24 protein-coding genes are annotated in these 21113 nt (G+C 32.2%); 11 read left to right on the top strand and 13 right to left on the bottom strand.

The window, feature by feature from the left end; all coding sequences use genetic code 11:
- Window positions 1-53: 53 nt before the first annotated feature.
- Both JVU85_RS14060 and JVU85_RS12430 read right to left on the bottom strand, forming a co-directional pair.
- Complete coding sequence (locus JVU85_RS14060; protein WP_021459232.1) at window positions 54-185, bottom strand: hypothetical protein; 132 nt, start codon at window positions 183-185, stop codon at window positions 54-56.
- A gap of 210 nt (window positions 186-395) precedes the next feature.
- Entirely contained in the window at window positions 396-662 is a 267-nt protein-coding gene (locus JVU85_RS12430) for a zinc ribbon domain-containing protein (RefSeq protein WP_002509130.1), read from the bottom strand.
- A 281-nt stretch (window positions 663-943) separates the two neighbouring features.
- Here JVU85_RS12430 and JVU85_RS12425 point away from each other — a divergent pair, with 281 nt between their 5' ends.
- Complete coding sequence (locus JVU85_RS12425) at window positions 944-1411, top strand: bacillithiol transferase BstA (protein ID WP_002509131.1); 468 nt, start codon at window positions 944-946, stop codon at window positions 1409-1411.
- Window positions 1412-1454: 43 nt separating this feature from the next.
- Here JVU85_RS12425 and JVU85_RS12420 read toward each other — a convergent pair whose 3' ends face one another.
- Window positions 1455-2744: an aminotransferase class I/II-fold pyridoxal phosphate-dependent enzyme gene (locus JVU85_RS12420; RefSeq protein ID WP_002509132.1), complete on the bottom strand. Its 1290-nt coding sequence runs from the start codon at window positions 2742-2744 to the stop codon at window positions 1455-1457.
- Between the two features lie 209 nt (window positions 2745-2953).
- On the opposite strand from JVU85_RS12420, the gene JVU85_RS13975 reads away from it, so the two are divergent.
- The 4 genes from JVU85_RS13975 to pmtD all read left to right on the top strand — a co-directional run bounded on the left by JVU85_RS13975 (window position 2954) and on the right by pmtD (window position 5290).
- Window positions 2954-3046, top strand: a complete 93-nt coding sequence (locus tag JVU85_RS13975) for a Trp-rich small protein (protein WP_002509133.1) — start codon at window positions 2954-2956, stop codon at window positions 3044-3046.
- Window positions 3047-3273: 227 nt separating this feature from the next.
- The gene (locus tag JVU85_RS12415; protein WP_002509134.1) at window positions 3274-3453 is read left to right on the top strand and encodes an SE1626 family protein; all 180 of its coding nucleotides are present in this window, start codon (window positions 3274-3276) and stop codon (window positions 3451-3453) included.
- 236 nt (window positions 3454-3689) lie between these two features.
- A complete protein-coding gene (gene pmtC, locus JVU85_RS12410; RefSeq protein ID WP_021459229.1) occupies window positions 3690-4562 on the top strand; it encodes a phenol-soluble modulin export ABC transporter ATP-binding protein PmtC in 873 nt (290 codons plus the stop codon).
- Entirely contained in the window at window positions 4562-5290 is a 729-nt protein-coding gene (gene pmtD / locus JVU85_RS12405) for a phenol-soluble modulin export ABC transporter permease subunit PmtD (RefSeq protein WP_002509136.1), read from the top strand. Before pmtC ends, pmtD begins: the two co-directional genes overlap by 1 nt.
- Before the next feature lie 50 nt (window positions 5291-5340).
- Here the strand turns inward: pmtD and JVU85_RS12400 are convergent, their stop codons facing one another.
- The gene (locus tag JVU85_RS12400; RefSeq protein ID WP_002509137.1) at window positions 5341-5904 is read right to left on the bottom strand and encodes a thioredoxin family protein; all 564 of its coding nucleotides are present in this window, start codon (window positions 5902-5904) and stop codon (window positions 5341-5343) included.
- Between the two features lie 304 nt (window positions 5905-6208).
- On the opposite strand from JVU85_RS12400, the gene JVU85_RS12395 reads away from it, so the two are divergent.
- Both JVU85_RS12395 and JVU85_RS12390 read left to right on the top strand, forming a co-directional pair.
- Window positions 6209-6769, top strand: coding sequence for an HAAS signaling domain-containing protein (locus tag JVU85_RS12395; protein ID WP_002509138.1), 561 nt, complete (start codon window positions 6209-6211; stop codon window positions 6767-6769).
- On the top strand, window positions 6766-7614 hold the full coding sequence (locus tag JVU85_RS12390) for a DUF4097 family beta strand repeat-containing protein (RefSeq protein ID WP_002509139.1): 849 nt from the start codon (window positions 6766-6768) through the stop codon (window positions 7612-7614). Before JVU85_RS12395 ends, JVU85_RS12390 begins: the two co-directional genes overlap by 4 nt.
- Window positions 7615-7687: 73 nt before the next feature.
- On the opposite strand, the gene JVU85_RS12385 is transcribed toward JVU85_RS12390, so the two are convergent.
- Window positions 7688-8728 (bottom strand): C45 family autoproteolytic acyltransferase/hydrolase, encoded by a 1041-nt coding sequence (locus tag JVU85_RS12385; protein WP_021459227.1) that lies wholly within the window; start codon window positions 8726-8728, stop codon window positions 7688-7690.
- 499 nt (window positions 8729-9227) lie between these two features.
- Between JVU85_RS12385 and JVU85_RS12380 the strand changes: the two genes are divergently transcribed.
- Window positions 9228-9398 carry a hypothetical protein gene (locus tag JVU85_RS12380; RefSeq protein WP_002509141.1) on the top strand — a complete coding sequence of 57 codons (171 nt, stop codon included), beginning with the start codon at window positions 9228-9230 and terminating at the stop codon, window positions 9396-9398.
- A gap of 467 nt (window positions 9399-9865) precedes the next feature.
- Here the strand turns inward: JVU85_RS12380 and JVU85_RS12375 are convergent, their stop codons facing one another.
- From JVU85_RS12375 to JVU85_RS12360, 4 genes are all read right to left on the bottom strand, one after another.
- On the bottom strand, window positions 9866-10279 hold the full coding sequence (locus JVU85_RS12375; protein WP_002509142.1) for a YolD-like family protein: 414 nt from the start codon (window positions 10277-10279) through the stop codon (window positions 9866-9868).
- A gap of 168 nt (window positions 10280-10447) precedes the next feature.
- Complete coding sequence (gene arsC, locus JVU85_RS12370) at window positions 10448-10846, bottom strand: arsenate reductase (thioredoxin) (RefSeq protein ID WP_002509143.1); 399 nt, start codon at window positions 10844-10846, stop codon at window positions 10448-10450.
- A 17-nt stretch (window positions 10847-10863) separates the two neighbouring features.
- Window positions 10864-12156 carry an arsenite efflux transporter membrane subunit ArsB gene (gene arsB, locus JVU85_RS12365; RefSeq protein WP_167752551.1) on the bottom strand — a complete coding sequence of 431 codons (1293 nt, stop codon included), beginning with the start codon at window positions 12154-12156 and terminating at the stop codon, window positions 10864-10866.
- The gene (locus tag JVU85_RS12360) at window positions 12156-12470 is read right to left on the bottom strand and encodes an ArsR/SmtB family transcription factor (RefSeq protein ID WP_103388389.1); all 315 of its coding nucleotides are present in this window, start codon (window positions 12468-12470) and stop codon (window positions 12156-12158) included. Before JVU85_RS12360 ends, arsB begins: the two co-directional genes overlap by 1 nt.
- Before the next feature lie 164 nt (window positions 12471-12634).
- Here JVU85_RS12360 and pglS point away from each other — a divergent pair, with 164 nt between their 5' ends.
- On the top strand, window positions 12635-13675 hold the full coding sequence (gene pglS, locus JVU85_RS12355; protein ID WP_002509146.1) for a 6-phosphogluconolactonase: 1041 nt from the start codon (window positions 12635-12637) through the stop codon (window positions 13673-13675).
- 332 nt (window positions 13676-14007) lie between these two features.
- On the opposite strand, the gene JVU85_RS12350 is transcribed toward pglS, so the two are convergent.
- The 3 genes from JVU85_RS12350 to JVU85_RS12340 form a co-directional block, all read right to left on the bottom strand.
- On the bottom strand, window positions 14008-15387 hold the full coding sequence (locus tag JVU85_RS12350; RefSeq protein ID WP_193325401.1) for an aldehyde dehydrogenase: 1380 nt from the start codon (window positions 15385-15387) through the stop codon (window positions 14008-14010).
- A gap of 108 nt (window positions 15388-15495) precedes the next feature.
- Entirely contained in the window at window positions 15496-16422 is a 927-nt protein-coding gene (locus JVU85_RS12345) for a manganese-dependent inorganic pyrophosphatase (RefSeq protein WP_002509148.1), read from the bottom strand.
- A gap of 46 nt (window positions 16423-16468) precedes the next feature.
- The gene (locus JVU85_RS12340) at window positions 16469-17029 is read right to left on the bottom strand and encodes a cysteine hydrolase family protein (RefSeq protein WP_002509149.1); all 561 of its coding nucleotides are present in this window, start codon (window positions 17027-17029) and stop codon (window positions 16469-16471) included.
- Window positions 17030-17176: 147 nt separating this feature from the next.
- On the opposite strand from JVU85_RS12340, the gene JVU85_RS12335 reads away from it, so the two are divergent.
- Window positions 17177-18265 (top strand): glycosyl hydrolase family 28-related protein, encoded by a 1089-nt coding sequence (locus JVU85_RS12335; RefSeq protein WP_002509150.1) that lies wholly within the window; start codon window positions 17177-17179, stop codon window positions 18263-18265.
- Between the two features lie 114 nt (window positions 18266-18379).
- On the top strand, window positions 18380-19942 hold the full coding sequence (locus tag JVU85_RS12330; RefSeq protein ID WP_002509151.1) for an SLC13 family permease: 1563 nt from the start codon (window positions 18380-18382) through the stop codon (window positions 19940-19942).
- Between the two features lie 362 nt (window positions 19943-20304).
- Here JVU85_RS12330 and JVU85_RS12325 read toward each other — a convergent pair whose 3' ends face one another.
- Window positions 20305-21108, bottom strand: a complete 804-nt coding sequence (locus JVU85_RS12325; protein WP_002509152.1) for a prephenate dehydratase — start codon at window positions 21106-21108, stop codon at window positions 20305-20307.
- Between the last annotated feature and the right edge of the window lie 5 nt (window positions 21109-21113).

The following is a 21113-nucleotide window of genomic DNA, read 5'->3' as shown; positions in this document are numbered from 1 at the left end:
CTACTGAAAAATATAAGAAAACACAAAAGCCCACCTTGCTTAGGTGGGTTATTTTATTTATTTAACCTCATTCTTGCATCTGTTGTTTCTTCTGCTTCAATTACATCATGATATTGTAGTTTAGTTTCTTCTCTTACTACTTCATCTGATGGTAATTCAATTTGACCGATTGGAATATCACTCATAGCATCATCATTAGGTATGCCAGTATAACCATGTTCTTTGCCAACTTAGCATAAGATTCCATTTTTTCTTGGTCGGTAGATTCTTGTTGTACAGGTTGCTCTACATTTGGTGTTTGTTGTGATTCATCAGTGTTAGAATCATCTTTTTTATACTATTTTGTGACCTTTGTGTCGTTAGTCATGGTGCGAGTCAAATTAGAATATTATGTGTTATTTCCAACGGTCTAACTTACGCATGAATTTTTTTGTATACATTTTAGATAGAATCATTTTTTGAAATTTATTCATGTCTGACTCTTGAAATCTTTTCAAGTTGTAATCATACATCTCATCAAAACTTAAATCCAATGTCCATTGACCATTTTGATAACAGTGTATACAGTATTTGAGTGATAAACTGCCATCTTCTTCAGTACCCTGTGGCGTATTTTTATCTAGAGGGATTCCGCAACTTTGACATTGTTTTTCTTTTTTCATCATATAGTGCTCCTTTTTTCTTTTGATTATAGCATGATTTTTAAATGTAGTTTTGATACGCAATATTTATTTAATTTGAACGTTGCTTTGGGATTATTTTTCATATTATTTAAATATATGGAGCGTGTTATTTGTTAATAATTATTAATTTAAAATGTTAACTTTTCGCTTATTATAATTCTTTATAAGAGTAAAAAAAGGAGAATTAATGTAGAATTGACACAGACACAAATTTATCATGGTTTTGTGTTGTGATAGAAATAAAAGAAAGGATGGATTCTATGACAAATAAAACAGTATTCGATGTCATTGACTTAGGGGTCAATTATTTACTCTCAGGCTACGAGAAGTGGGGGGTTGATGAAGTCATTGATAATAAAGCTGAAGTATTTCCAAACACAATACTTTGGCAGTATGGTCATGTTTTATCTGTATTTGAATCAGCCTTATCACTTTGTGAACAAAATGTTGTTGACGTTCCTTATTATTCAAGTATATTTGGTTATGGGTCTAGCCCAGAAAATTGGGGTGACCAAGAAATTCCAAGTTTAGATGAAATTTTTTCACATATCAAAACATTGCCAGAACGCGCTCGTACGTTAACGGACGTACAATTATCCCAAGAATTAACAGAAACTATTGCAGGCTGTGATACACTAGACGAATTGTTAACTTTAAATGCAGTACATATTCCACTGCATGCAGGTAAAATTGAAGAAATGACACGAGTGTTAAAGGCGCATAGATAAATAAAAAGCATTTGGTGAACAACGTATTCACCAAATGCTTTTTTTATTCTTGTAAATCATCAATACCTTGCGCAATAGAATCAAAAACGTGTGGAATATCATCTTTTTCTACACAACTGAATGCAATACGAATATCTGTATCATTTAATGCAATAATACCTATAGAGTAATTATCAATTAAATGGATTCTTAATGCTTCAGGATCTACACCTTTGACTTGTAAGGCCATAAAGTAACCTGAATTGAAATCGTATGGTTGCCAGAATTTTGTATATTTATCAGCATAAACCACTTCTTTAGTAACTTCATAACGTGCTTGTAATGTTTCCATGTTATGTTGAATTTCTTTATCAAAAGTTTCGTGGTTTTCTAAAACATATTTAATCGCACTCTGTGATGGCAGAGGTCCACTAGAAATATTACTACGAATAAGACCTTTAACCTTTGCTTCTAACACATTTTTAGTTGCATCGTCATTAATACCAAATGTGAGGAATCCTACACGTAAGCCCCAAGCGAAAAATTCTTTTGTAGCACCATCTAAACGGATAGGTAATAAGTTATTCAAGTGTAAGTTTGTTAATGCTGTAAATATTGATTGTGTATAAACATCTTCATAAAATAAACCATAATATGCATCATCTACTACTGCTATAACGTTTGTTCCACGTTCAGCTAATCCTTTAATTGCTTCAACAATTTGAGCGACTTCTTCTTTTGTAGGAGTGTAGCCAGTTGGGTTATTAGGGTAGTTTAAGATTAAGATAACTTTATCTTTGTCATAGCTTTCTAAAGTGCGAACAAGTGCTTCTGTTGTATAATGACCGTCTTCATCAAAGATTGAATATGTTTGAATTTCTGCGTTATGACGCGTAGAATAGACTAATTTATAATTTCCCCAATTGTGTTCAGGTAATAAAATAGTATCTTGACTGTTTACAAATAAGTCTCCTACTAATGATAAACCATGTGTTAATGCATTTGTCACGATTGGACGTGAAATATCTTTTTCAGCTAGGTCTGGATTGTCTTTTAAGATTTTTTGAGTCCATAATTGACGTAATGATTCGATTCCTTGAGGTGGTGCATAAGGGAAGATATCATCAGGTTCAAGATGATTAAATACTTCATTTAATGTATCAGCGTACATTTTACTGTCTTTATATGTAGCCATACCAATAGTAGCATTATATTGTGTTGTTTTAGCTTCAGCAGATTGTGACAGTATACCTTTTGGATAGTACATTAGTTTTCCTAAATCGGAAAGCATGTCAGCAACTTCTGGTTTTGCGTTAGATAATTTTTCATTCAAATCTAAGGCTAAAGGGTTCATATTTAATTCAACCTCTCTTTACTTTTCATTTCTTTGTACATTCTTATATTATCTTGAAATGAAATAAAGATAAAGTGTTCTTTATATTATATTTTAAATTTTTAAAATTCACAGATAAAATAGCGAACATACGTTCTATATTTATGTTAGAATATGGATAGGCCATCAATTCCTACATGCCAAACTGATTGTGGGAGGTGTAGTATATTATGTGGTGGCAAGATGCCGTAACAACTTTATTGTCAGGTAGCTTACTTGTTATTTTTCGCGTTTGGTTAGAAAACAAATGGAAAGATAAGTAGTGGCCTTACACAAAAAAACCCCCATGTCTGCTGGTACCAGACTGGGGGTTTGTGTAGTATATTCTGTGGATACACTTATAGTTTAGCATTACTTATAATGAACTGCAAACAATATATTTAAGAATATATTTATATAATCATTAACAGTATTATTTAAGTACTTTAATAATAAGATTGTTAATTTTACTAGATGTTTGGTAGAATAAACGTGTTCGAGGTGAAAAAATTTGAAGCATTTAACAAAAATATTTGTGACGATTGCGATAATTTTATTTATCGTAGGATATTATTTACAAGCTACTGGCAACGAAGGCTCAGGAATAAAGCTATTGCTAGCAGCAATTTTGTTTATGATATGTGCATTTATTAATAGAAGAAACGATCGATTGAAAAACAAAAAGAAATAACAATCGCATGCTACTAAAAGTAAATTATATTATTTTTAGTAGCAATTTTTTTGGCCTTGATTGAATTTCCGATTGAGTTGTGTATAATATGTTGTGTTTAGAACTATAATAACTATATATTTTGTACATATAAAAATGAGGTTGTTACCGTTATATTTTATTATTTAAATGTTTTTTTACTATGTTAAATTTAGTTTGTTGATTTATCGTATTTCGTAAATTAATAGGAGGTATTTATGCAATTACAAGATATTACAAAGAAGTATGGTAGTAACAATGTACTTGATCATATTGACTTTGATTTTAATGATAGTCGTATTGTGGGACTTATCGGGAAAAATGGTGTAGGTAAAACAACACTTATGAAGGTTATGAATGGTAATATTATTAACTTTCAAGGAAAAGTAGAATTAGCTAATAATGAAAATATTGGTTATTTAATAGAACATCCGAAATTATACGATAATAAATCTGGCTTATATAATTTAAAACTATTCGCCCAAGTTTTAGGAAAAGGTTTTGACAAAAAATATGCTAATCATATTATCCAAACTTTCGGCATGGAACCTTATATTAAAAAGAAAGTAAAAAAATACTCAATGGGTATGAAGCAAAAATTAGCTATTGCTGTATCATTAATGAACAAACCTAAGTATTTAATTTTGGATGAACCTACAAATGGCATGGATCCAGATGGTTCTATTGATGTGTTAACGACTATTAAACAACTTGTAAAAGAGCTTGATATGAAAATTCTCATTTCTAGTCATAAGTTGGAAGACATTGAATTAATTTGCGATAGAGCGGTATTTTTACGAGATGGCAATTTTGTTCAGGATGTTAATATGGACGAGGGTGCACCTACAGACTCAACAGTTATAATATTTGAGGATGAAGACTTTGAACAAGCACATACGTATTTGAAAGAACATTATGAAATTATTGAGTCACAACGTGCGAATAAAGAAGTTGTTATACGGGCACAACAAAGTTATCAAGCTTTACTTAAAGGCTTGGCAAGTATTGAAGTATATCCGAAATTTATTGAAACACGAAAAAGTTCATTACGTGATACTTACTTTAATATTAATCAGAGAGGTGACCAATAATGAATAGCTTTCAATTAATCAAATATGATGTGTACAGTATTTTTAGAAGCCCATTGACTTATTTAGCTTTACTTCTAACATATGGTGCAATGGCTGGAATGACTGTATTATTTGTACAGCAGTTAGATAAAGTAGACGGCAATATTATACTGGCAGTCGGCAGTTGGTTCTTCTCAATTGTAGGTTTACTTTTTGTAATTAAAACGATTACGCGAGATATTTCTCAAGGTACGTTACAATTGTTTATGAATAAAACTAAAAATAGAGTTGGATACTTTATTGCGAAAGTATGTTCAATGATAATCATCGCTTTACTTATGTCAGGATTTTTAGTGGCATTTGTTATTATTGTTCAAAATATAGTAGATGGTAAAAATGTCACTGCTGAAAAGTGCTGGGAATTATTAGTATTTTATCTTATATTCCATCTGTTTTTCGGTTTGTTATTATATTTATTTGCATTAGTTATTCCAAAGACAGCTTTAATTTATACTGTAGGAATTATTTTAATATTCCTTGTACCATTTGCAGAACCATTTATCCCAATGATTCCTAAAATTGGTGATAATATTCAAGATTCATTAAAATATATACCATTTAGCTACTTACCAAACAAAACTACATCAGATGATTTTACTTTTACGAATTGGCAATGGTTTATATCAGCAGCTTCAATCATAATTTTATTTATCGTTAATTTATTCTATGTAACTAAAAAAGATATATAAAGTAAAAAAGGTATATGCACTTCGCTCGAAGTGTATATACCTTTTTATTATTATTTGTGGCGTAATTGTTCAATGATAGATTCAAACACTGCTTTCCACATTTGTGAATCTGTTTTATAACGATTGGAGATAATCGCATGAACTTCATTTGATTTTTCTTCAAATGTTGGGTCATCTTTCGCTGGTAGATTGGCACGAGCTTCATCTACAAATTTTTGAACTTGGCGTGCACGTGGTCCCCATACAGTTTCCTGTTGATATTCATCATTTAAAAAGACGAATATAGGAATAGAACGGGCAGTGCCATTTGTTAAGTATTGATCAATTAAATTAGTATCGTCATCACGATGGAAGACTCTAACTTCTAAATTTAATAGTTCACTAATATGTTTTAAGATTGGAAGGTTCATCATAGCGTCCCCACACCAATCCTCTGTGATAACAAGTACTTTATCATAATTAGCTGCTTTAATTTTTTCGATGTTATCATTTTCTGTATTTGGCACAGAAAAAGAATTATAAATTGTTTCCACACCATCTTTATTAACAGTCATATTTTCGATGTATTCATTAAGTAGCTGACTGTCGTTAAAATAAGTCTTTAGACTTGTCATTTGTATTCCCCCTTCAATCTATTGATGTAATTATAGCAAATTAACTTATAATTGGGAAAATTATTAACTCTTAAATTTACATTATTTTTTATAGGAGTTGTAGGTGAGAGATGCAACTGTAAAATAGCTATGCTATATTTAAATAATGAAATGAATACGGTTGAAACAGGTGTAAAAAGTGAATTTCGTCAACTTTTTAGTGTGAAACGTATAGAGTAAAGTATGTGTTTGTAGTTAAAAACCGTAAATAATAGAACTATAGCAAGATGATAGTCATAATTAATGATAATTGGCGGAGATAATTTTGGACAAAATTACATTTTTAAATGAGCTCGAACAAGAACTGGAACGTTTACCAAGACAAGAACGTGATAAAATCATGTTTGAATATGAGAGTTACTTTTTTGACTTAGAGAAAAATGGGAAAAATGAATATCAAATTATGGGAGAGCTTGAATCCCCTAAAGTTATTGGAAAAGAAATTAAAGCTAAAAATGCGATTAGTTATGCAGAATATAAAACGAATGCTAAAACTATAATTAGAGCAATTATTGCTTCATTAGGTATGGGTATCTTTTCTTTATTATTAATTTTAATTCCTATGGTGTTTATAGCATGTATTATGTTTGTACTATTGCTCGTGTCTTTTATGCTGTTTATTTCACCGTTATTGTTAATTGTTCATGGTGTGATTAACCATAATATCAGTTTAGCAATTAGTAATTACCTTTTTGCATTTTCCTACAGTGGTTTAGGAATTGTACTGTTTGTATTAATTTTAAAACTTGCTGAGTTAGTTTATCGTGCAATTTTAAAATATTTAAGATGGAATATTAAAACGATTAAGGGAAGTGCTGTAGAATGAAGAAGTTGTTCATTTGTGGTCTAACCATATTCGTCGTTTGCTTCGTGTTAGCTTGTTTATTTTGGTTTTCATTTGAACAACAAGATAATAAAACGAATGAAGTATCACAAAATTACCATGATGATGAGATTGAAGATATTAATGTGGCGACGAAGAATGCAGCAGTTAAAGTACGGCAAGGTGAGAAGTTTAACATTACATATAAAGGATCGAAAGATGTAAATATTAAACGTCATGCTGATAAAGTTAATGTAACGGAAAAAAATAACAATGAAGATCATTACGGTTTGAACTTTAATCCATTTAAAAATATTCATAGTACAGTATATATTACAGTTCCTAAACAAGCCTCAGCTAATCTTGATATGGAATTACATTCGCAATTTATTCAATTAGATCAACTGCGTTTGGGTGATGTTAAAGTATATACTGAACACGGTAATAGTGAAGGGTTTAAAGTGAAAAATTCTACAATAAAAAATTTAACGTATCAGTCTGACTTTTCATCAGTAGCTATATCTGATAGTAAGATTAAACAAGGCAATCTTAAAACGCAAAATAAAATTGAAGTGACACGTAGTTTATTAAAAGATACGATCTTATTAACTGAAGATAGTAATATTATGTTAGCTGATATGAAATCCAATACAGATGTGAAAGCTTCTACGAACGAAGGAAATATTAATATTTCCTATGCACAGAAACCTCAAGATACACTGTTAAAATTAAATCCATTAAAAGGGAAATCACATGTCAACAATCCTTACTTTCAACATAATAAAGTAGGTAATGGGCAAAATATAATTGAATTATATACAAATCAGGGCGATATTTATATCGACTAAATAAAGGGACAAACGACCATTATAGTGAAGCTTCACCAAGTTGAATCACTATTGGTGTTTGTCCCTTTAGTTATTAATAAGTAGCAAATGTAAGGTCGGTATCAATGTAGCCTTTAAATGTTGAAACATCAAGTGATGTGCCATTGAGCCATTGTTGAAAATCAAAGTATGTTGGTTTGCTGTTTTCTCCTAGACTTATCCAAGCGGCTAATTGCTGAGGTTCATACATACTAGTATGTATCGTTCCAGACCAGCTATTAAATAGTTTACTGTAAATATCAAAATCAGGGTTATTAAATAATTCAAAAGCGTCAAATTTATTTAATTGGTGCTGTGTACTTTGATTCAAACGATCTAAACGTGCTTTGGACTCTTTAGTATAATTTCTATTTTCGTGAGTTAAGAGCTGAAAATGATTCGTGCATGTATTATCATATCTGACGTCAATCGAACGTGGTGATACTTCAATAATGGCATGATTTAAAGCTTTATCCATAACGATATAACTGAATGAACTACGGTGTGGTATGGTTTTCAATAATTTTATGGCATCTTCGACATCTTTGCAGTATTGCAAAATTAATCGACCTATCATATAACAGACGAAACCATCACCGGGTTTTTTACGGTGCATGAAATTATAACCCATTACTAATCCGGCTTCGTTCATACCATCCATTCTTCCTGTAACTCTTGAAGTGGGGCCAATTTGAGCTAGTCCGCCATCAGTAGGTTGAAATAATAAATATCTACCATCATAAGTAGCAGGGTGGTAATCGTAATTACGTACCATGTAATCGTTGCCTAAATAAACCGTACAGCCACTATTTTTTAACGGCGTAAAACGATAATGAGCAAAATTCAATACCATTTGGTTAGATGGTAAATTTAAAACTTCTTGCATACCTTTTATTTCTTCCCAAATATGTGGTGCATAGGTTTGGAAGATATCATAAGTCTCTTTAATATGTATATCAAAACGAGGCATACGTTTGCGCCATTCTTTTTCTCTATTTTTTAGTAAAGGTGTTTGTTGCATCCATTGAGCAGTTTTAACGCCTAAGTCAAAATGTGATCCGCGATGAGTCATTATATCTGATTGGACAAATTGCATTTTTTATACACTCCTATGAATATTATATATAACATGATTGTAACTTTATTGTAATTTGTTATTAATTGCTATTGAATAATGTAGTGGTTATTATAAACATACAACATAGAAAAATCTTTATTAGTTTATTGAGGTGATACTATGAATGAGTACTATCAAGCAGCAAAATCAGCTATGTCCGCATGGTGGAGAAACTAATAATTGTTTTCTGAGTTATCGAGTAACGACTATGATTATCATAGTCGTTTTTTGTGATTCTTGCATGTAAACATTTCACAGTTTAATCTTAATTATGATAATATAGATATGTTATTAATAAATAATATAGTCAATGTAATTTACCTATATTAACGCTTTTTACTTCTTACAATATCGTATCATAAAATTTCCTGTGATATTACTGGAATAAAAAAATGAATAATAGGTATATATTTATTGATGCTTTTAAGTGTGCTATTATTGAATATAGACATGCTATTAAATTATTGAGGTGAACAGAATGTGTAATTTTATTAAAGGTTTATTTAAATTTGTATTTGGTACAATTTTAACTGTATCACTAGTTGCTGGAATCGGTGCAGTTGTATTTGCATACATCTTCAAAAAAGATTTTGAAGACATCGAAAGCAAAACAAAAGAAATCGTATCAGACATCGAATCAAATAATTAATACTACAATAGAACACGATAGTGTTCTATTTTTTTTATAGACCCTTACTACTTTAGTAGTTAGGGTCTATTATGCAGATGAAGCATCTGCGAACCATAAAAACATACTACTTCAGTAGTTAGGGTCTATGATGCAGATGAAGCATCTGCGAACCATAAAAACATACTACTTCAGTAGTTAGGGGCTATGATGCAGATGAAGCATCTGCGAACTATAAAAGACATACTACTTCAGTAGTTAGGGGCTATGATGCAGATGAGGCATCTGCGAACTATAAAAACATACTACTTTAGTAGTTAGGGGCTATTATGCAGATGAAGCATCTGCGAACTATAAAAACATACTACTTTAGTAGTTAGGGTCTATTATGCAGATGAAGCATCTGCGAACTATAAAAGACATACTACTTCAGTAGTTAGGGGCTATGATACAGATGAATATTTGTAGTTGCATGTTGGACTAAATTGTTAATTAGTAGTGATTTGTTGAATATTAGTAATGTCTACTAATGATAATTGAACAATTTGGGAATCTGTTTTGGATTCGCCAATTAAAGTCATCTGTAGCATATCAATTTTTTTGATATAGATTGATTTGTGTTCTAACCAGCCATCACAATAATATTCAATATGAATAGGTGTATTATTGTGTAAAGATTGATGTAATTGAAAGTTGAGATTATTGAGTTGGTCATCTGATAATATAGGGCGGTCAATTTTATTTTGGTCTATAATATACTGCTGTATTCTAGTGAACTGTTCGGGTAAAGTGGCAAAAGGTGCCCATTTTACCATGCCGCGTCCCTTAGGTATACTTTGAGTTAAATATTCTCTAGGGATCTTGCGATAGTCAGTTTCATTTTTATATTTATCCGGAATCATAAAATCACCTCATCAATATTATAGAACATATGTTCGTATAAGTGAAGTGCTTTATTAATAATCTAACAATGAAATGTTGCACGTATAGATGCAGTTTTTGGCGTAACAGTATCAACGAGCTGTCACTAGCAAAATAAAAAGACGACATAAATTATGTCGTCTTAGTGTTTAGTTTGTTTTATGAAATTGCTGTATCGTGCGACCAATTTCATCTCGGACGCGTTGAAATTCTGACCAATCTTTTCCTGCTGGGTCGTCAAAACCCCAATGTTCTTTTTTTACATTTGGTGGCAGGATAGGGCAATTAGCATCTGCATCGCTACATAATGTAACCACCAAATCCGATTGCTTAAGAATATTATTATCAATTAAGTCTGACGTATGGTTGGATATATCAATATCTACTTCTTGCATTGCTTCAATTGCTTTAGGATTCACACCGTGTGTTTCAATACCAGCTGAATAGACATTCCAATGTTCGCCAAGTATTTTCTTACCCCAACCTTCTGCCATTTGGCTACGACAAGAGTTTCCAGTACAAATAAAATAAATTGTTTTTTTACGCATTATTAAAGCCTCTTTTCTTAAAATATAATTAATGTTAGGAATAAACCTAATAATGTTACAAAGAGTACCGGAATAGTAATAATGATTCCAGTTTTAAAGTATGTGCCCCATGCGATTTTTACACCTTTTTGTGTTAAAACATGTAGCCACAATAATGTTGCTAAAGAACCGATTGGAGTAATTTTCGGTCCTAAATCGGAGCCTATTACATTTGCATAAATCATACCTTCTTTAATAGACCCAACTACATTTGATTGTCCGATAGCAATAGCATCTATTAAAACTGTAGGCATATTATTCATTATTGATGATAAAAAGGCTGATATAAAGCCCATGCCCATAATACTGCTGAATAAGCCATAACTTGAAATATTAGATAATACATCGGCCAAAATTGTAGTGATACCTACATTTTTTAAGCCAAACACGACTAGGTACATACCAATTGAAAATAGGACAATATTCCATGGTGCCCCTTTAATCACTTGTTTCGTATGAACTGCATGAGACTTACGAGCTAAGAGTACAAAGATAACAGCAACTATACCAGCAATAATTGATACTGGAATATGAATAAATTCACTAACAAGATAACCCACAAGTAAAATAGCTAACACAATCCATGAAATCTTAAATAATTTTGGATCTTTTATAGCATCATTTGGATTCATAAGATTTTCAGTTTCGAAAGTTTTGGGTATAGATTTTCTGAAATATAGCCATAGTACGAGAATACTAGCAATCAAAGAGAATATGTTAGGTATAATCATTCGACTAAAGTACTCAATAAATCCGATGTCAAAGTAATCAGCAGAAACAATATTAACTAGGTTACTGACAATTAAGGGTAGAGATGTAGTATCAGCAATAAATCCACTAGCAATAATAAATGGGAATATCATTTTTTTATTAAAGCCTAAATTTCTGACCATCGCTAATACAATAGGCGTTAAGATTAAAGCAGCGCCATCATTTGCGAAAAATGCAGCTACAATTGACCCTAATAGCATGATAAAAATAAACATTTTTAACCCATTACCGTTTGAAGCTTTGACCATATGTATCGCAGACCATTCAAAAAATCCAATTTCATCTAATATTAATGAAATAAGAATGACAGCAACAAATGTTAAAGTAGCATTCCAGACAATACCGGTTACTTCTAAGACATCGGAAAAGCTAACCACGCCTGTAATGATAGCAACTACAGCTCCAATTAAAGCTGTAATACCAATATCTAGGCCTTTAGGTTGCCAAATGACAAAAAATAAAGTTATAAGAAAAATTATAATTGCTAAAGTCGTCATCATCAGCATTCACCTGATTTCATATTTTTACAGACACAGCGTGTGTTAGGTGTTGTAATGGTATTTAAGTTTTGATTGAGATCATCTAAAGTCTCGTGATTAAGTTGATACATACGTTTGTTACCATCTTTTCGTGTAGTAACTAACTCATTATCTACTAATGACTTCATATGGTGGCTTAATGTTGGTTGAGAAAATTGAAAGTGTTCTAACAAGTCACAGGCACACAGCTCACCACAAGAAAGTAAATCTATTATTTCTAATCTACTTGGATCTGATAAAACTTTTAATATTGAAGAAAGATTTTTATAAGACATCAATATACCTCCTAAACATTATATAGATTAACATCTATATAGAAGGTTGTCTATATAATTTGAAATGACTACATCAGTTCATGGCTATGCATCAAAATTTAATTGATTGTTATTCTGGTATATATTTTATAAACTAGTACTATATCAATAATGGAGGGGTTTACATGACAACAGTAGGATATGTTGGTACATATACTAAAAAAGAAGGCAAAGGGATTTATCGTTTTGAATTGAATGAAGCTACTGGTGACATAGATACCGTAGAAACTGGATTCGAACTAGAAGCGTCAACGTATATTACCCAATATAATTCTTATTTATACGCAATTACGCGTGAAGGTGATGATTGTGGCGTAGCAAGCCTTAAAATTGATGCAGAAGGGCGTTTGACATTAATTAATAAATGTTTAGCTTCTACAGCTGGTACAGGATGTTATATAGCAGTATCTCCTGATGGACAATATTTATTTGAGTCAGTTTACGGTGCTGGTGTTGCACGACTATACGAATTAAATGCTGAAACTGGGGAAGTAGTGCAGTTGATTCATGAATTGCAACATACTTATGAGGTAGGTTCTAATGAACGTCAAGACGGTCCTCATGTTCATTTCTTAGATGTCACACCGGATAACAAGTATGTAGTAGCAATGGATTTAGGAACAGACAATGTAGTGACATATACTTATGGTCAAGATGGTTTAACAGAATACGCTGTTACTAAATTTGAGCCGGGAGACGGCCCTAGACATATTACTTTTAATCAAAATAATAGTAAATATGCTTATATCGTACATGAACTATCCAATAAAGTATCCGTAGTAAAATATGAAGATGGTAAATTCGAAGAAATAGAAAAACATTTGACAATTCCCGAATCATTTAATGGTGATACTAAGTTAGCAGCTGTTAGGTTATCTCAGGACCAACAATTTTTATATATTAGTAATAGAGGTCATGATAGTATAGCGATTTTTAAAATAGTAGAAGATGGTGCATCATTAGAATTAGTAGATATTACGCCGAGTGGCGGAGAGTTTCCTAGGGACTTTAATATTGTAGCATCTGACGACTACTTAGTTTGTGCGCATCAAGAAGGCAGTTCACCATTAGTTGTCTTTAAACGAGATAAAGCAACAGGAACATTAACTCAAACAGATAATAGAGCAACGGCGCCTGAAGGTGTATGTGTTCAATTTTTAAAATAATAATAACGCTAAAAGGGAGTGGGACAGAAATCTGATTTTGAGAAAATGATTTCGTTGTCCCACCCCGGCAAGGATGACTAGCGTTGAAAAAAGCTCGGTTTGAAGCGCATTTTCAATGCAGTCAACTACTGCCCATATGAAAAAGGTTTCGAATAAAATATGGAGTGGGACAGAAATCTGATTTTGAGAAAATGATTTCGTCGTCCCACCCCGGCAAGGATGACTAGCATTGAAAAAATCTTGATTTGAAGCGCATTTTCAATGCAGTCAGCTACTGCCAAAATGAAAAGAGGTTGGAACAAATTAATATTATCCCAACCTCTTTTTAATCGTTAGTTATTGAAAAATGTTTTGATATATTTGAATTTACCTTTATAAGGTGGGAAGACAAGACTTGATTCTAAACGAGTTGTTTTGAAAATATAAGATTTTGCATGACTGAAAGTATCAAAACTGTATTTACCGTGGTATTGACCAATACCCGAAAGTCCTACACCGCCGAATGGTAAATTAGGATTGGCTAAATGCATAATAGTATCATTGATGGCACCACCACCGAAAGATAATTCATTTAAAATACGTTCTGTAGTATTTTCATCTTCACTAAATAGATATAAACTCAATGGTTTAGGTTTACTTTGTAAAGTGTTAATAATTTCATCAAAATCATCGTAAGCAATAATAGGTAAGATAGGCCCAAAAATTTCGTCTTTCATAATTGTAGAATCAAATGTAATATTATCTAAAATAGTAGGGCTAATGTAGTTCTCATTTTGATCGGTATCACCACCGAAAACAATTTCATTTTGGTGTGATTCAAGTAATTGTTGTAATCGCGTAAAATGTTTAGCGCTAACAATTCTACCGAAATCAGGAGATGATTGGATTTGTGTACCATAAAACTCTTTAATTGTAGTTTTAATAGCTTTAATAAGATCTGCTTTTACCTTTTGATTGACTAAAATAAAGTCTGGTGCAACGCAAGTTTGGCCAGCATTAATAAATTTACCAAAACAAATACGTTCGCTGGCAACTTTAATATTGGCTGTGTCGTCAACTATAACTGGAGATTTTCCTCCTAATTCTAACGTTACTGGTGTTAAATTTTTACTCGCCGCTTGATAAATGGAACGACCAACGTGTTCACTACCAGTGAAGAATATATAGTCGAAAGGTAATGCTACTAGTTGTTTTGTTACTTCTGCATCACCTTCAATAATGCTAATGTAAGCTGAATCAAATGTAGATTCAATAATATTTTTGACGACGTGTGAGACATTAGGTGTGAGTTCTGAAGGCTTCAAAATAACCGTATTACCAGCAGCTATAGCACCAATCAATGGCTCTATCAATAACTGAAATGGGTAATTGAAAGGTCCGATAATGAGTACCGTACCGTATGGTTCTTTCATTATATAGCTTTTAGTTGGAAACATGTGAAGCGGAGTATTTACTTGTTTACGTTTAGCCCAATTTTTAAGTTCTTTTCGTGCTAATTTTAAATTTTTTAGGACAAAACCGATTTCAGACGCATAAGCTTCGACTTTATTCTTTCCTAAATCTTGTTGAAAAGCGTGTAACAAGTCATCTTCGTGCGCTTTAATACTTTTACTAAGCGCCTTTAATTGTCTTTTTCTGAATTTAAAATCTTTTGTAACATGTGACTTAAAGTATTGTTTACTTTGGTTGAAAACAGTGTCGAACTGATTCAAACTAATTCCTCCTTTAAGTGTGTAAATGTATAACAGTATCATGTGAGAAAAAACTGGAACATAGTTATGTTCCAGTTTAATGTATATAAAATTAAATAGTAAAGGATATTAGCTTAATACTTCAGTAATTTGAGGTACAACTTGTTTCTTTCTAGAAACAACACCTGGTAAGAATGCTGTACCGTTTTCTAATTGTACATTAAATGCTTCGCCAACTTTATCTTTGTTGTCACCGATAACTAAGATTTTTGAATTACTGTTGATAATATCTGTCACTAATAAAACAAATAAATCATAATTTTGTTCTGTGTTTGCTGCTAACATTGCTGTAGCTAATTCATCGTGACGTTCAAAAACTTCGTCAATATCAACCGTGTTTACTTGTCCAATACGAGTTACATAGTCACCCATGTTGAATGATTTAGCATCTAATGATAATAAGTCCACTGCACTTTTATCTACTGTAGATGCACCAGCTTTTAACATTTCAAGGCCATATACTTCTAAATCAACATTTGCAATTGCTTTTAAAGCTTCAGCAGCAGCAACGTCTTCTTCAGTACATGTAGGTGATTTGAATAGTAAGCTATCTGAAATAATTGCAGAAATCATTAAACCAGCAATTTCAGGTTTGATTTCGAAACCTCTTTCTTTATACATTTTGTATAAAATAGTTGCTGTACAACCTACTGGTTCAGCGCGATAATAAAGTGGCGCAGCAGTTTCGAAGTTTGCAATTCTGTGATGATCAATAACATGTTGTACCGTAGCGTTTGCTATCGAATCCGCACTTTGTTGGAATTCGTTATGGTCAACCAATATTACATTTTGATCTGTTAAATCATCATTTAAAAGGTCTGGTGCTGTAATGTTGAAATAATCTAAAGCATGTTGTGTTTCTGGTCCGACTTCGCCTAAGCGGAAGGCTTGAGCATCTGTATTACCAGTTTGTTTTTCAAAGTCTGCCATGATGATTGCTGATGAAATTGCATCCGTATCTGGATTTTTGTGTCCGAAAATATAAGTTTTAGCCATAATTCAATTCTCCTTAAATAAATATTTAATATTATTCTAGCATGATTTATGCTTGATGTTCTACTTCAGCACCTAACGAATTTTTAAAATGTTCTAAAGCCCAACTATGACCTGTTTGGTTGAATGAAGCTACACCTCGTGCTGAAATTGCTATTTTGTAACCTAAATTATATGCTGAAATTGCAGTATGTAATACACAAATGTCAGTACATACGCCAACGATTTCTAAACGTTTAACACCACGTTCGCGTAACAGTAACTCTAATGGTGTGCCACAAAAAGAATCATAACGTGTTTTATCAATAAAATGGACATGATCATTGTATTGAATGTTTTGATAAATATCATTGACTTTACCATATAATTGTCTTCCTGACGTTCCCAATATGTTATGTGGGGGGAAGAGTTTGTTTTCTGGATGGTTATAATCGTCTTCGTGATGCAAATCCATCATAAAAAAAATAGGGCATTTATGACTATTGTAATCATCGATACGTCGTACGATGTAAGATTCAATCCTTTGTCCAGGTTTTCCACATGTAAGTTTCCCATTGTCAGCAACAAAATCATTAGAATAATCTACAACAATTAAGGCACTATTTTTCATAAATCTCTCCACGCTCCAACTTTATTAATAAGTTATACCAAAAGTATATGTGTTAGCATAACTTAAAAAAGCAAATTAATCGAGTTTAAATATTTTATATTTTGTTAATTACTAACTATCAACACACATAGTGGAAAGGAAAAAATTATGCAAATAAACGCACAAGATTTTGGCTTAGTGGGACGCAATAAACGTAAAGACACACGAGCGATTCAACAAGCATTAAACGTCGCTAAAAAATATCCCCATACTACAGTGTTCATACCTAAAGGTGAATATCATATAAGAAAAGCATTGGTCATCTATGGCAATACTACAGTTATAATGGATAACCAATGTGTGTTAAAACGATGTGGCAGAGATGCTTTAATTAAAAATGGGAAAAAACCTCGAGTGTATTATGGATATAATGGCAACAGTCATATTACTATTCGTGGTGGTGTCCTAGATATGAATGGTATACAGTACCCGTATTATAATACAGCGCTATGTATAGGACACGCACGTGAAATTTTAATTGAAGAAGTGACATTTAAAGACGTGGTAGGAGGGCATTGTATTGATGCATGCGGCTTAAATGGTGTGCATATTAATAAATGCAACTTTTTAGGGTTTAATGACCCTAAAAATAAACGCCAATTTTCTGAAGCGGTGCAAATTGATATGCAAGTGAAAGGTGCTTTTCCGAAATTTGGAGCAACAGATGGAACTACGACGCAAAATATGATTATTGAAAATTGTTATTTTGGTTCGTCTGACACGCCAGGCATGAAAGCGTGGAATCGTGCTATTGGTTCGCATGCAAGTCGTTTTGACCAATACTATACAAATATTCATATTAGACGTAATACTTTCAATAACATGCACTATTATGCATTAACCCCGTTAAAATCATACAACATTTATATTTATGATAATTTATTTCAACAGTGTGCAGGTGGGATTCGCTATCTAGCTGTTAAGGAAGGCAATATACATGCCCAAGACTTACAAGGACGGATGAGTAAAACACAGGCTGGAAATAACTTAAACATTTATCGCAATCGTTTTGAAGGTCAAATGGCGTATGATGCAGTGCATATTAGAAGTTACGATAACATAAGACATTCTAATGTTGTCATTGCTAACAATAACTTCACCCATGATTCACAATCATTACATCTTGAGGATATTGAGCATTTAATATTAACACAATATGATAAGGTCAAATTAAAAACAATAAATGTTATTAAGTAAAAGCATAAACTATAAAAATGTTTTTAGAATTTATATATATAAGTAGGTTATAATGTGATACAATCCAATTGTTATTATTAAGAATATTCAGATAATAACAAGGGGGATTATAAAATGAAACAAAATAATACTAGTAATGTGAGATCCTCGTATTATTTAACGTTCTTTTCAAAAAAGGGTAAAAATCAGTCTTATAATACGGGGCAATTAGTTGGCTTAATAGTAGGGCCGTTATTATTTGTGCTAACACTACTATTTTTCCATTCAGACTCATTATCTACACAAGGTACTTTTGTGTTAGGTATTACGCTATGGATTGCTGTATGGTGGATTACTGAAGCAATTCCAATAGCAGCAACGAGTTTGTTGCCGTTAATTTTACTACCTCTGGGTCATGTCTTATCACCTGAAGAAGTGTCAGCACAATATGGTAATGATATTATCTTCTTGTTTTTAGGTGGTTTTATATTGGCGATAGCTATGGAGCGTTGGAATTTACATACTCGTGTAGCATTAAATATCATTAATTATCTAGGAACAAGTACGGGACGAATTTTATTAGGTTTTATGATAGCAACTGGTTTTTTATCCATGTTTGTATCTAACACCGCAGCAGTGATGATTATGATACCAATTGGTTTAGCTATTATTAAAGAAGCGCATGAACTAAAAAGTAGTAAAACGAGTACAGAGAGTTTAAATAAATTTGAGCAATCTTTAGTATTAGCAATTGGATATGCAGGTACTATAGGTGGTTTAGGTACACTTATAGGAACACCGCCATTAATCATTTTAAAGGGGCAGTATCAATCTGCATTTGGTGAAGAAATTAGTTTTGCTAAATGGATGATTATTGGAGTGCCAACAGTTTTTATATTATTATTTATTGCATGGTTTTATTTAAAAAATTTAGCTTTCAAACATGATATGAAAGAATTACCTGGCGGACATGAAATTATTAAACAAAAGTTAGATGAGCTAGGGAAAATGAAGTACGAAGAAAAAGTTGTGCAAATTGTGTTTATGTTGGCGAGTTTTTTATGGATTACGAGAGAGTTTTTATTAAAAAATTGGTCTGTAACTTCAGAGATTGCTGATGGTACGATTGCGATTTTTATTGCGGTGTTATTATTCCTAATTCCTGCTAAAAATAAAGAACAACATAAACGTATCATTGATTGGAATGTGGCAAAGGACTTACCTTGGGGCGTATTAATACTATTTGGTGGTGGTTTAGCACTCGCAAAAGGTATTGCCTCAAGTGGTTTAGCTGCATGGTTAGGTGATCAGTTGAAGTTAATCCAAGGAGTGAGTCCACTCATTATCGTTATCGTAATAACATTGTTTGTACTATTCTTAACTGAAATTACTTCTAATACTGCAACAGCAACGATGATATTACCTATATTAGCTACGTTGTCGGTAGCGGTTGAAGTTAACCCATTATTGTTAATGGTACCTGCAGCAATGGCAGCGAACTGTGCTTATATGTTACCTGTAGGAACACCACCGAATGCGATTGTCTTTGGTACTGGAAAGATATCAATTAAAAGAATGGCATCCGTAGGTTTTTGGGTCAATTTAATCAGTGCATTAATTATTATTTTAGTAGTGTATTTTGTGATGCCATATGTGCTTGGTGTAGATCTCACGCAACCAATGCCACTAAAAGATTAATAGTAATGCATAGTACAAAAGTTTAGAAATATTATTATATTTAGCTAGTAATAGCATTAAGCAACAGAAAATAAGAGGATTAATCCTAAACATGGATTTGTCCTCTTAGACTGTCGATAAAGCTTCCGACTTTGTTGGCAGTTTTTTTGTGAACGCTTTCCGCGGGCGTCAGCACGTTACAAAACCGATACAAATTATATTTTATTAGTCAAAATAGGGCTCTTCGAAAACCAAGAAATAGTAATAAAGAATTATAGATGTGAATATTTTATAAAACTAATAAAACGTCAATTTCTATATCGTATCAATAGAAATTGACGTTTATTTTTTAGTCAGAGCTTTTTATGTACTGGACTCTTTGTTTAATTGATTTTATTGAAAGAACCGATAAGTTTAGTATGGAAATCTAAAGTGTTTAATATGGTAATCACTTTGTTTAAATTTTCATTCATCGAACTATCAGCTTGAACGAAGAAGTGATACATACCTAGTTGTGTTTTTAAAGGTCTTGATTCGATCCACGATAAGTTGATGTCAAATAGAGCAAAAGTATTTAAGATGCTAGCTAATAAACCAGGCTTATCATGCTTTGGAGTTATTAATAATATGGTATCTGAAGCATTAGTTGTATGTTGTGCTTGGTTACTTACGACTAAAAAGCGTGTAACGTTATGTGGGTAATCTTGGATATTTTGCATTAATGGTGAATATCCATGTGCTTCGCCACTGCCTAAAGGAGCAATCGCTCCTACGGTAGGAGTGATTTTTTCTAAACTTTTGACAGTACTATCCACATAATCGTATTGATAGCCCTGTTTTTGAATAAATTGACTCGTTTGACTAATAGCTGGCGCTATGGAATAAACCTTTTCGATATTTGTAACAGAGCTCTCTTGGTCACCGTATAATGCGAATTGAATGTCTAAGTGAATTTCACCTTGGGCATAAATGTTTTGTTGTGTCAGTGCATCGGCAACTATATTAATAGTACCTTCAATTGAATTTTCAATAGGAACTACTGCGACGCTATTACTATCGAGAGAGACAGCATTTACAACTTCATAGAGGTTTGTTTTAGGAATATAAGTCATTTCTTGTTCTGATTTGTATTGTAGAGCTGCTAAATATGAAAATGTCCCTTTAGGCCCTAAATAATATAATTTCATAGTTT

Source organism: Staphylococcus sp. GDY8P72P, assembly GCF_016890655.1.
In the GTDB taxonomy this organism is placed as follows: domain Bacteria; phylum Bacillota; class Bacilli; order Staphylococcales; family Staphylococcaceae; genus Staphylococcus; species Staphylococcus arlettae.
This window is presented reverse-complemented; position numbering and strand designations above follow the sequence as displayed.

Bases quoted from the DNA above. Each gene is read 5' to 3' on its own strand.
- JVU85_RS14060 (WP_021459232.1), bottom strand. From the start codon at position 185: ATGAGTGATATTCCAATCGGTCAAATTGAATTACCATCAGATGAAGTA.
- JVU85_RS12430 (WP_002509130.1), bottom strand. From the start codon at position 662: ATGAAAAAAGAAAAACAATGTCAAAGTTGCGGAATCCCTCTAGATAAA.
- JVU85_RS12425 (WP_002509131.1), top strand. From the start codon at position 944: ATGACAAATAAAACAGTATTCGATGTCATTGACTTAGGGGTCAATTAT.
- JVU85_RS12420 (WP_002509132.1), bottom strand. From the start codon at position 2,744: ATGAACCCTTTAGCCTTAGATTTGAATGAAAAATTATCTAACGCAAAA.
- JVU85_RS13975 (WP_002509133.1), top strand. From the start codon at position 2,954: ATGTGGTGGCAAGATGCCGTAACAACTTTATTGTCAGGTAGCTTACTT.
- pmtC (WP_021459229.1), top strand. From the start codon at position 3,690: ATGCAATTACAAGATATTACAAAGAAGTATGGTAGTAACAATGTACTT.
- pmtD (WP_002509136.1), top strand. From the start codon at position 4,562: ATGAATAGCTTTCAATTAATCAAATATGATGTGTACAGTATTTTTAGA.
- JVU85_RS12400 (WP_002509137.1), bottom strand. From the start codon at position 5,904: ATGACAAGTCTAAAGACTTATTTTAACGACAGTCAGCTACTTAATGAA.
- JVU85_RS12390 (WP_002509139.1), top strand. From the start codon at position 6,766: ATGAAGAAGTTGTTCATTTGTGGTCTAACCATATTCGTCGTTTGCTTC.
- JVU85_RS12385 (WP_021459227.1), bottom strand. From the start codon at position 8,728: ATGCAATTTGTCCAATCAGATATAATGACTCATCGCGGATCACATTTT.
- JVU85_RS12380 (WP_002509141.1), top strand. From the start codon at position 9,228: ATGTGTAATTTTATTAAAGGTTTATTTAAATTTGTATTTGGTACAATT.
- JVU85_RS12375 (WP_002509142.1), bottom strand. From the start codon at position 10,279: ATGATTCCGGATAAATATAAAAATGAAACTGACTATCGCAAGATCCCT.
- arsC (WP_002509143.1), bottom strand. From the start codon at position 10,846: ATGCGTAAAAAAACAATTTATTTTATTTGTACTGGAAACTCTTGTCGT.
- arsB (WP_167752551.1), bottom strand. From the start codon at position 12,156: ATGATGACGACTTTAGCAATTATAATTTTTCTTATAACTTTATTTTTT.
- JVU85_RS12360 (WP_103388389.1), bottom strand. From the start codon at position 12,470: ATGTCTTATAAAAATCTTTCTTCAATATTAAAAGTTTTATCAGATCCA.
- pglS (WP_002509146.1), top strand. From the start codon at position 12,635: ATGACAACAGTAGGATATGTTGGTACATATACTAAAAAAGAAGGCAAA.
- JVU85_RS12345 (WP_002509148.1), bottom strand. From the start codon at position 16,422: ATGGCTAAAACTTATATTTTCGGACACAAAAATCCAGATACGGATGCA.
- JVU85_RS12340 (WP_002509149.1), bottom strand. From the start codon at position 17,029: ATGAAAAATAGTGCCTTAATTGTTGTAGATTATTCTAATGATTTTGTT.
- JVU85_RS12335 (WP_002509150.1), top strand. From the start codon at position 17,177: ATGCAAATAAACGCACAAGATTTTGGCTTAGTGGGACGCAATAAACGT.
- JVU85_RS12330 (WP_002509151.1), top strand. From the start codon at position 18,380: ATGAAACAAAATAATACTAGTAATGTGAGATCCTCGTATTATTTAACG.
- JVU85_RS12325 (WP_002509152.1), bottom strand. From the start codon at position 21,108: ATGAAATTATATTATTTAGGGCCTAAAGGGACATTTTCATATTTAGCA.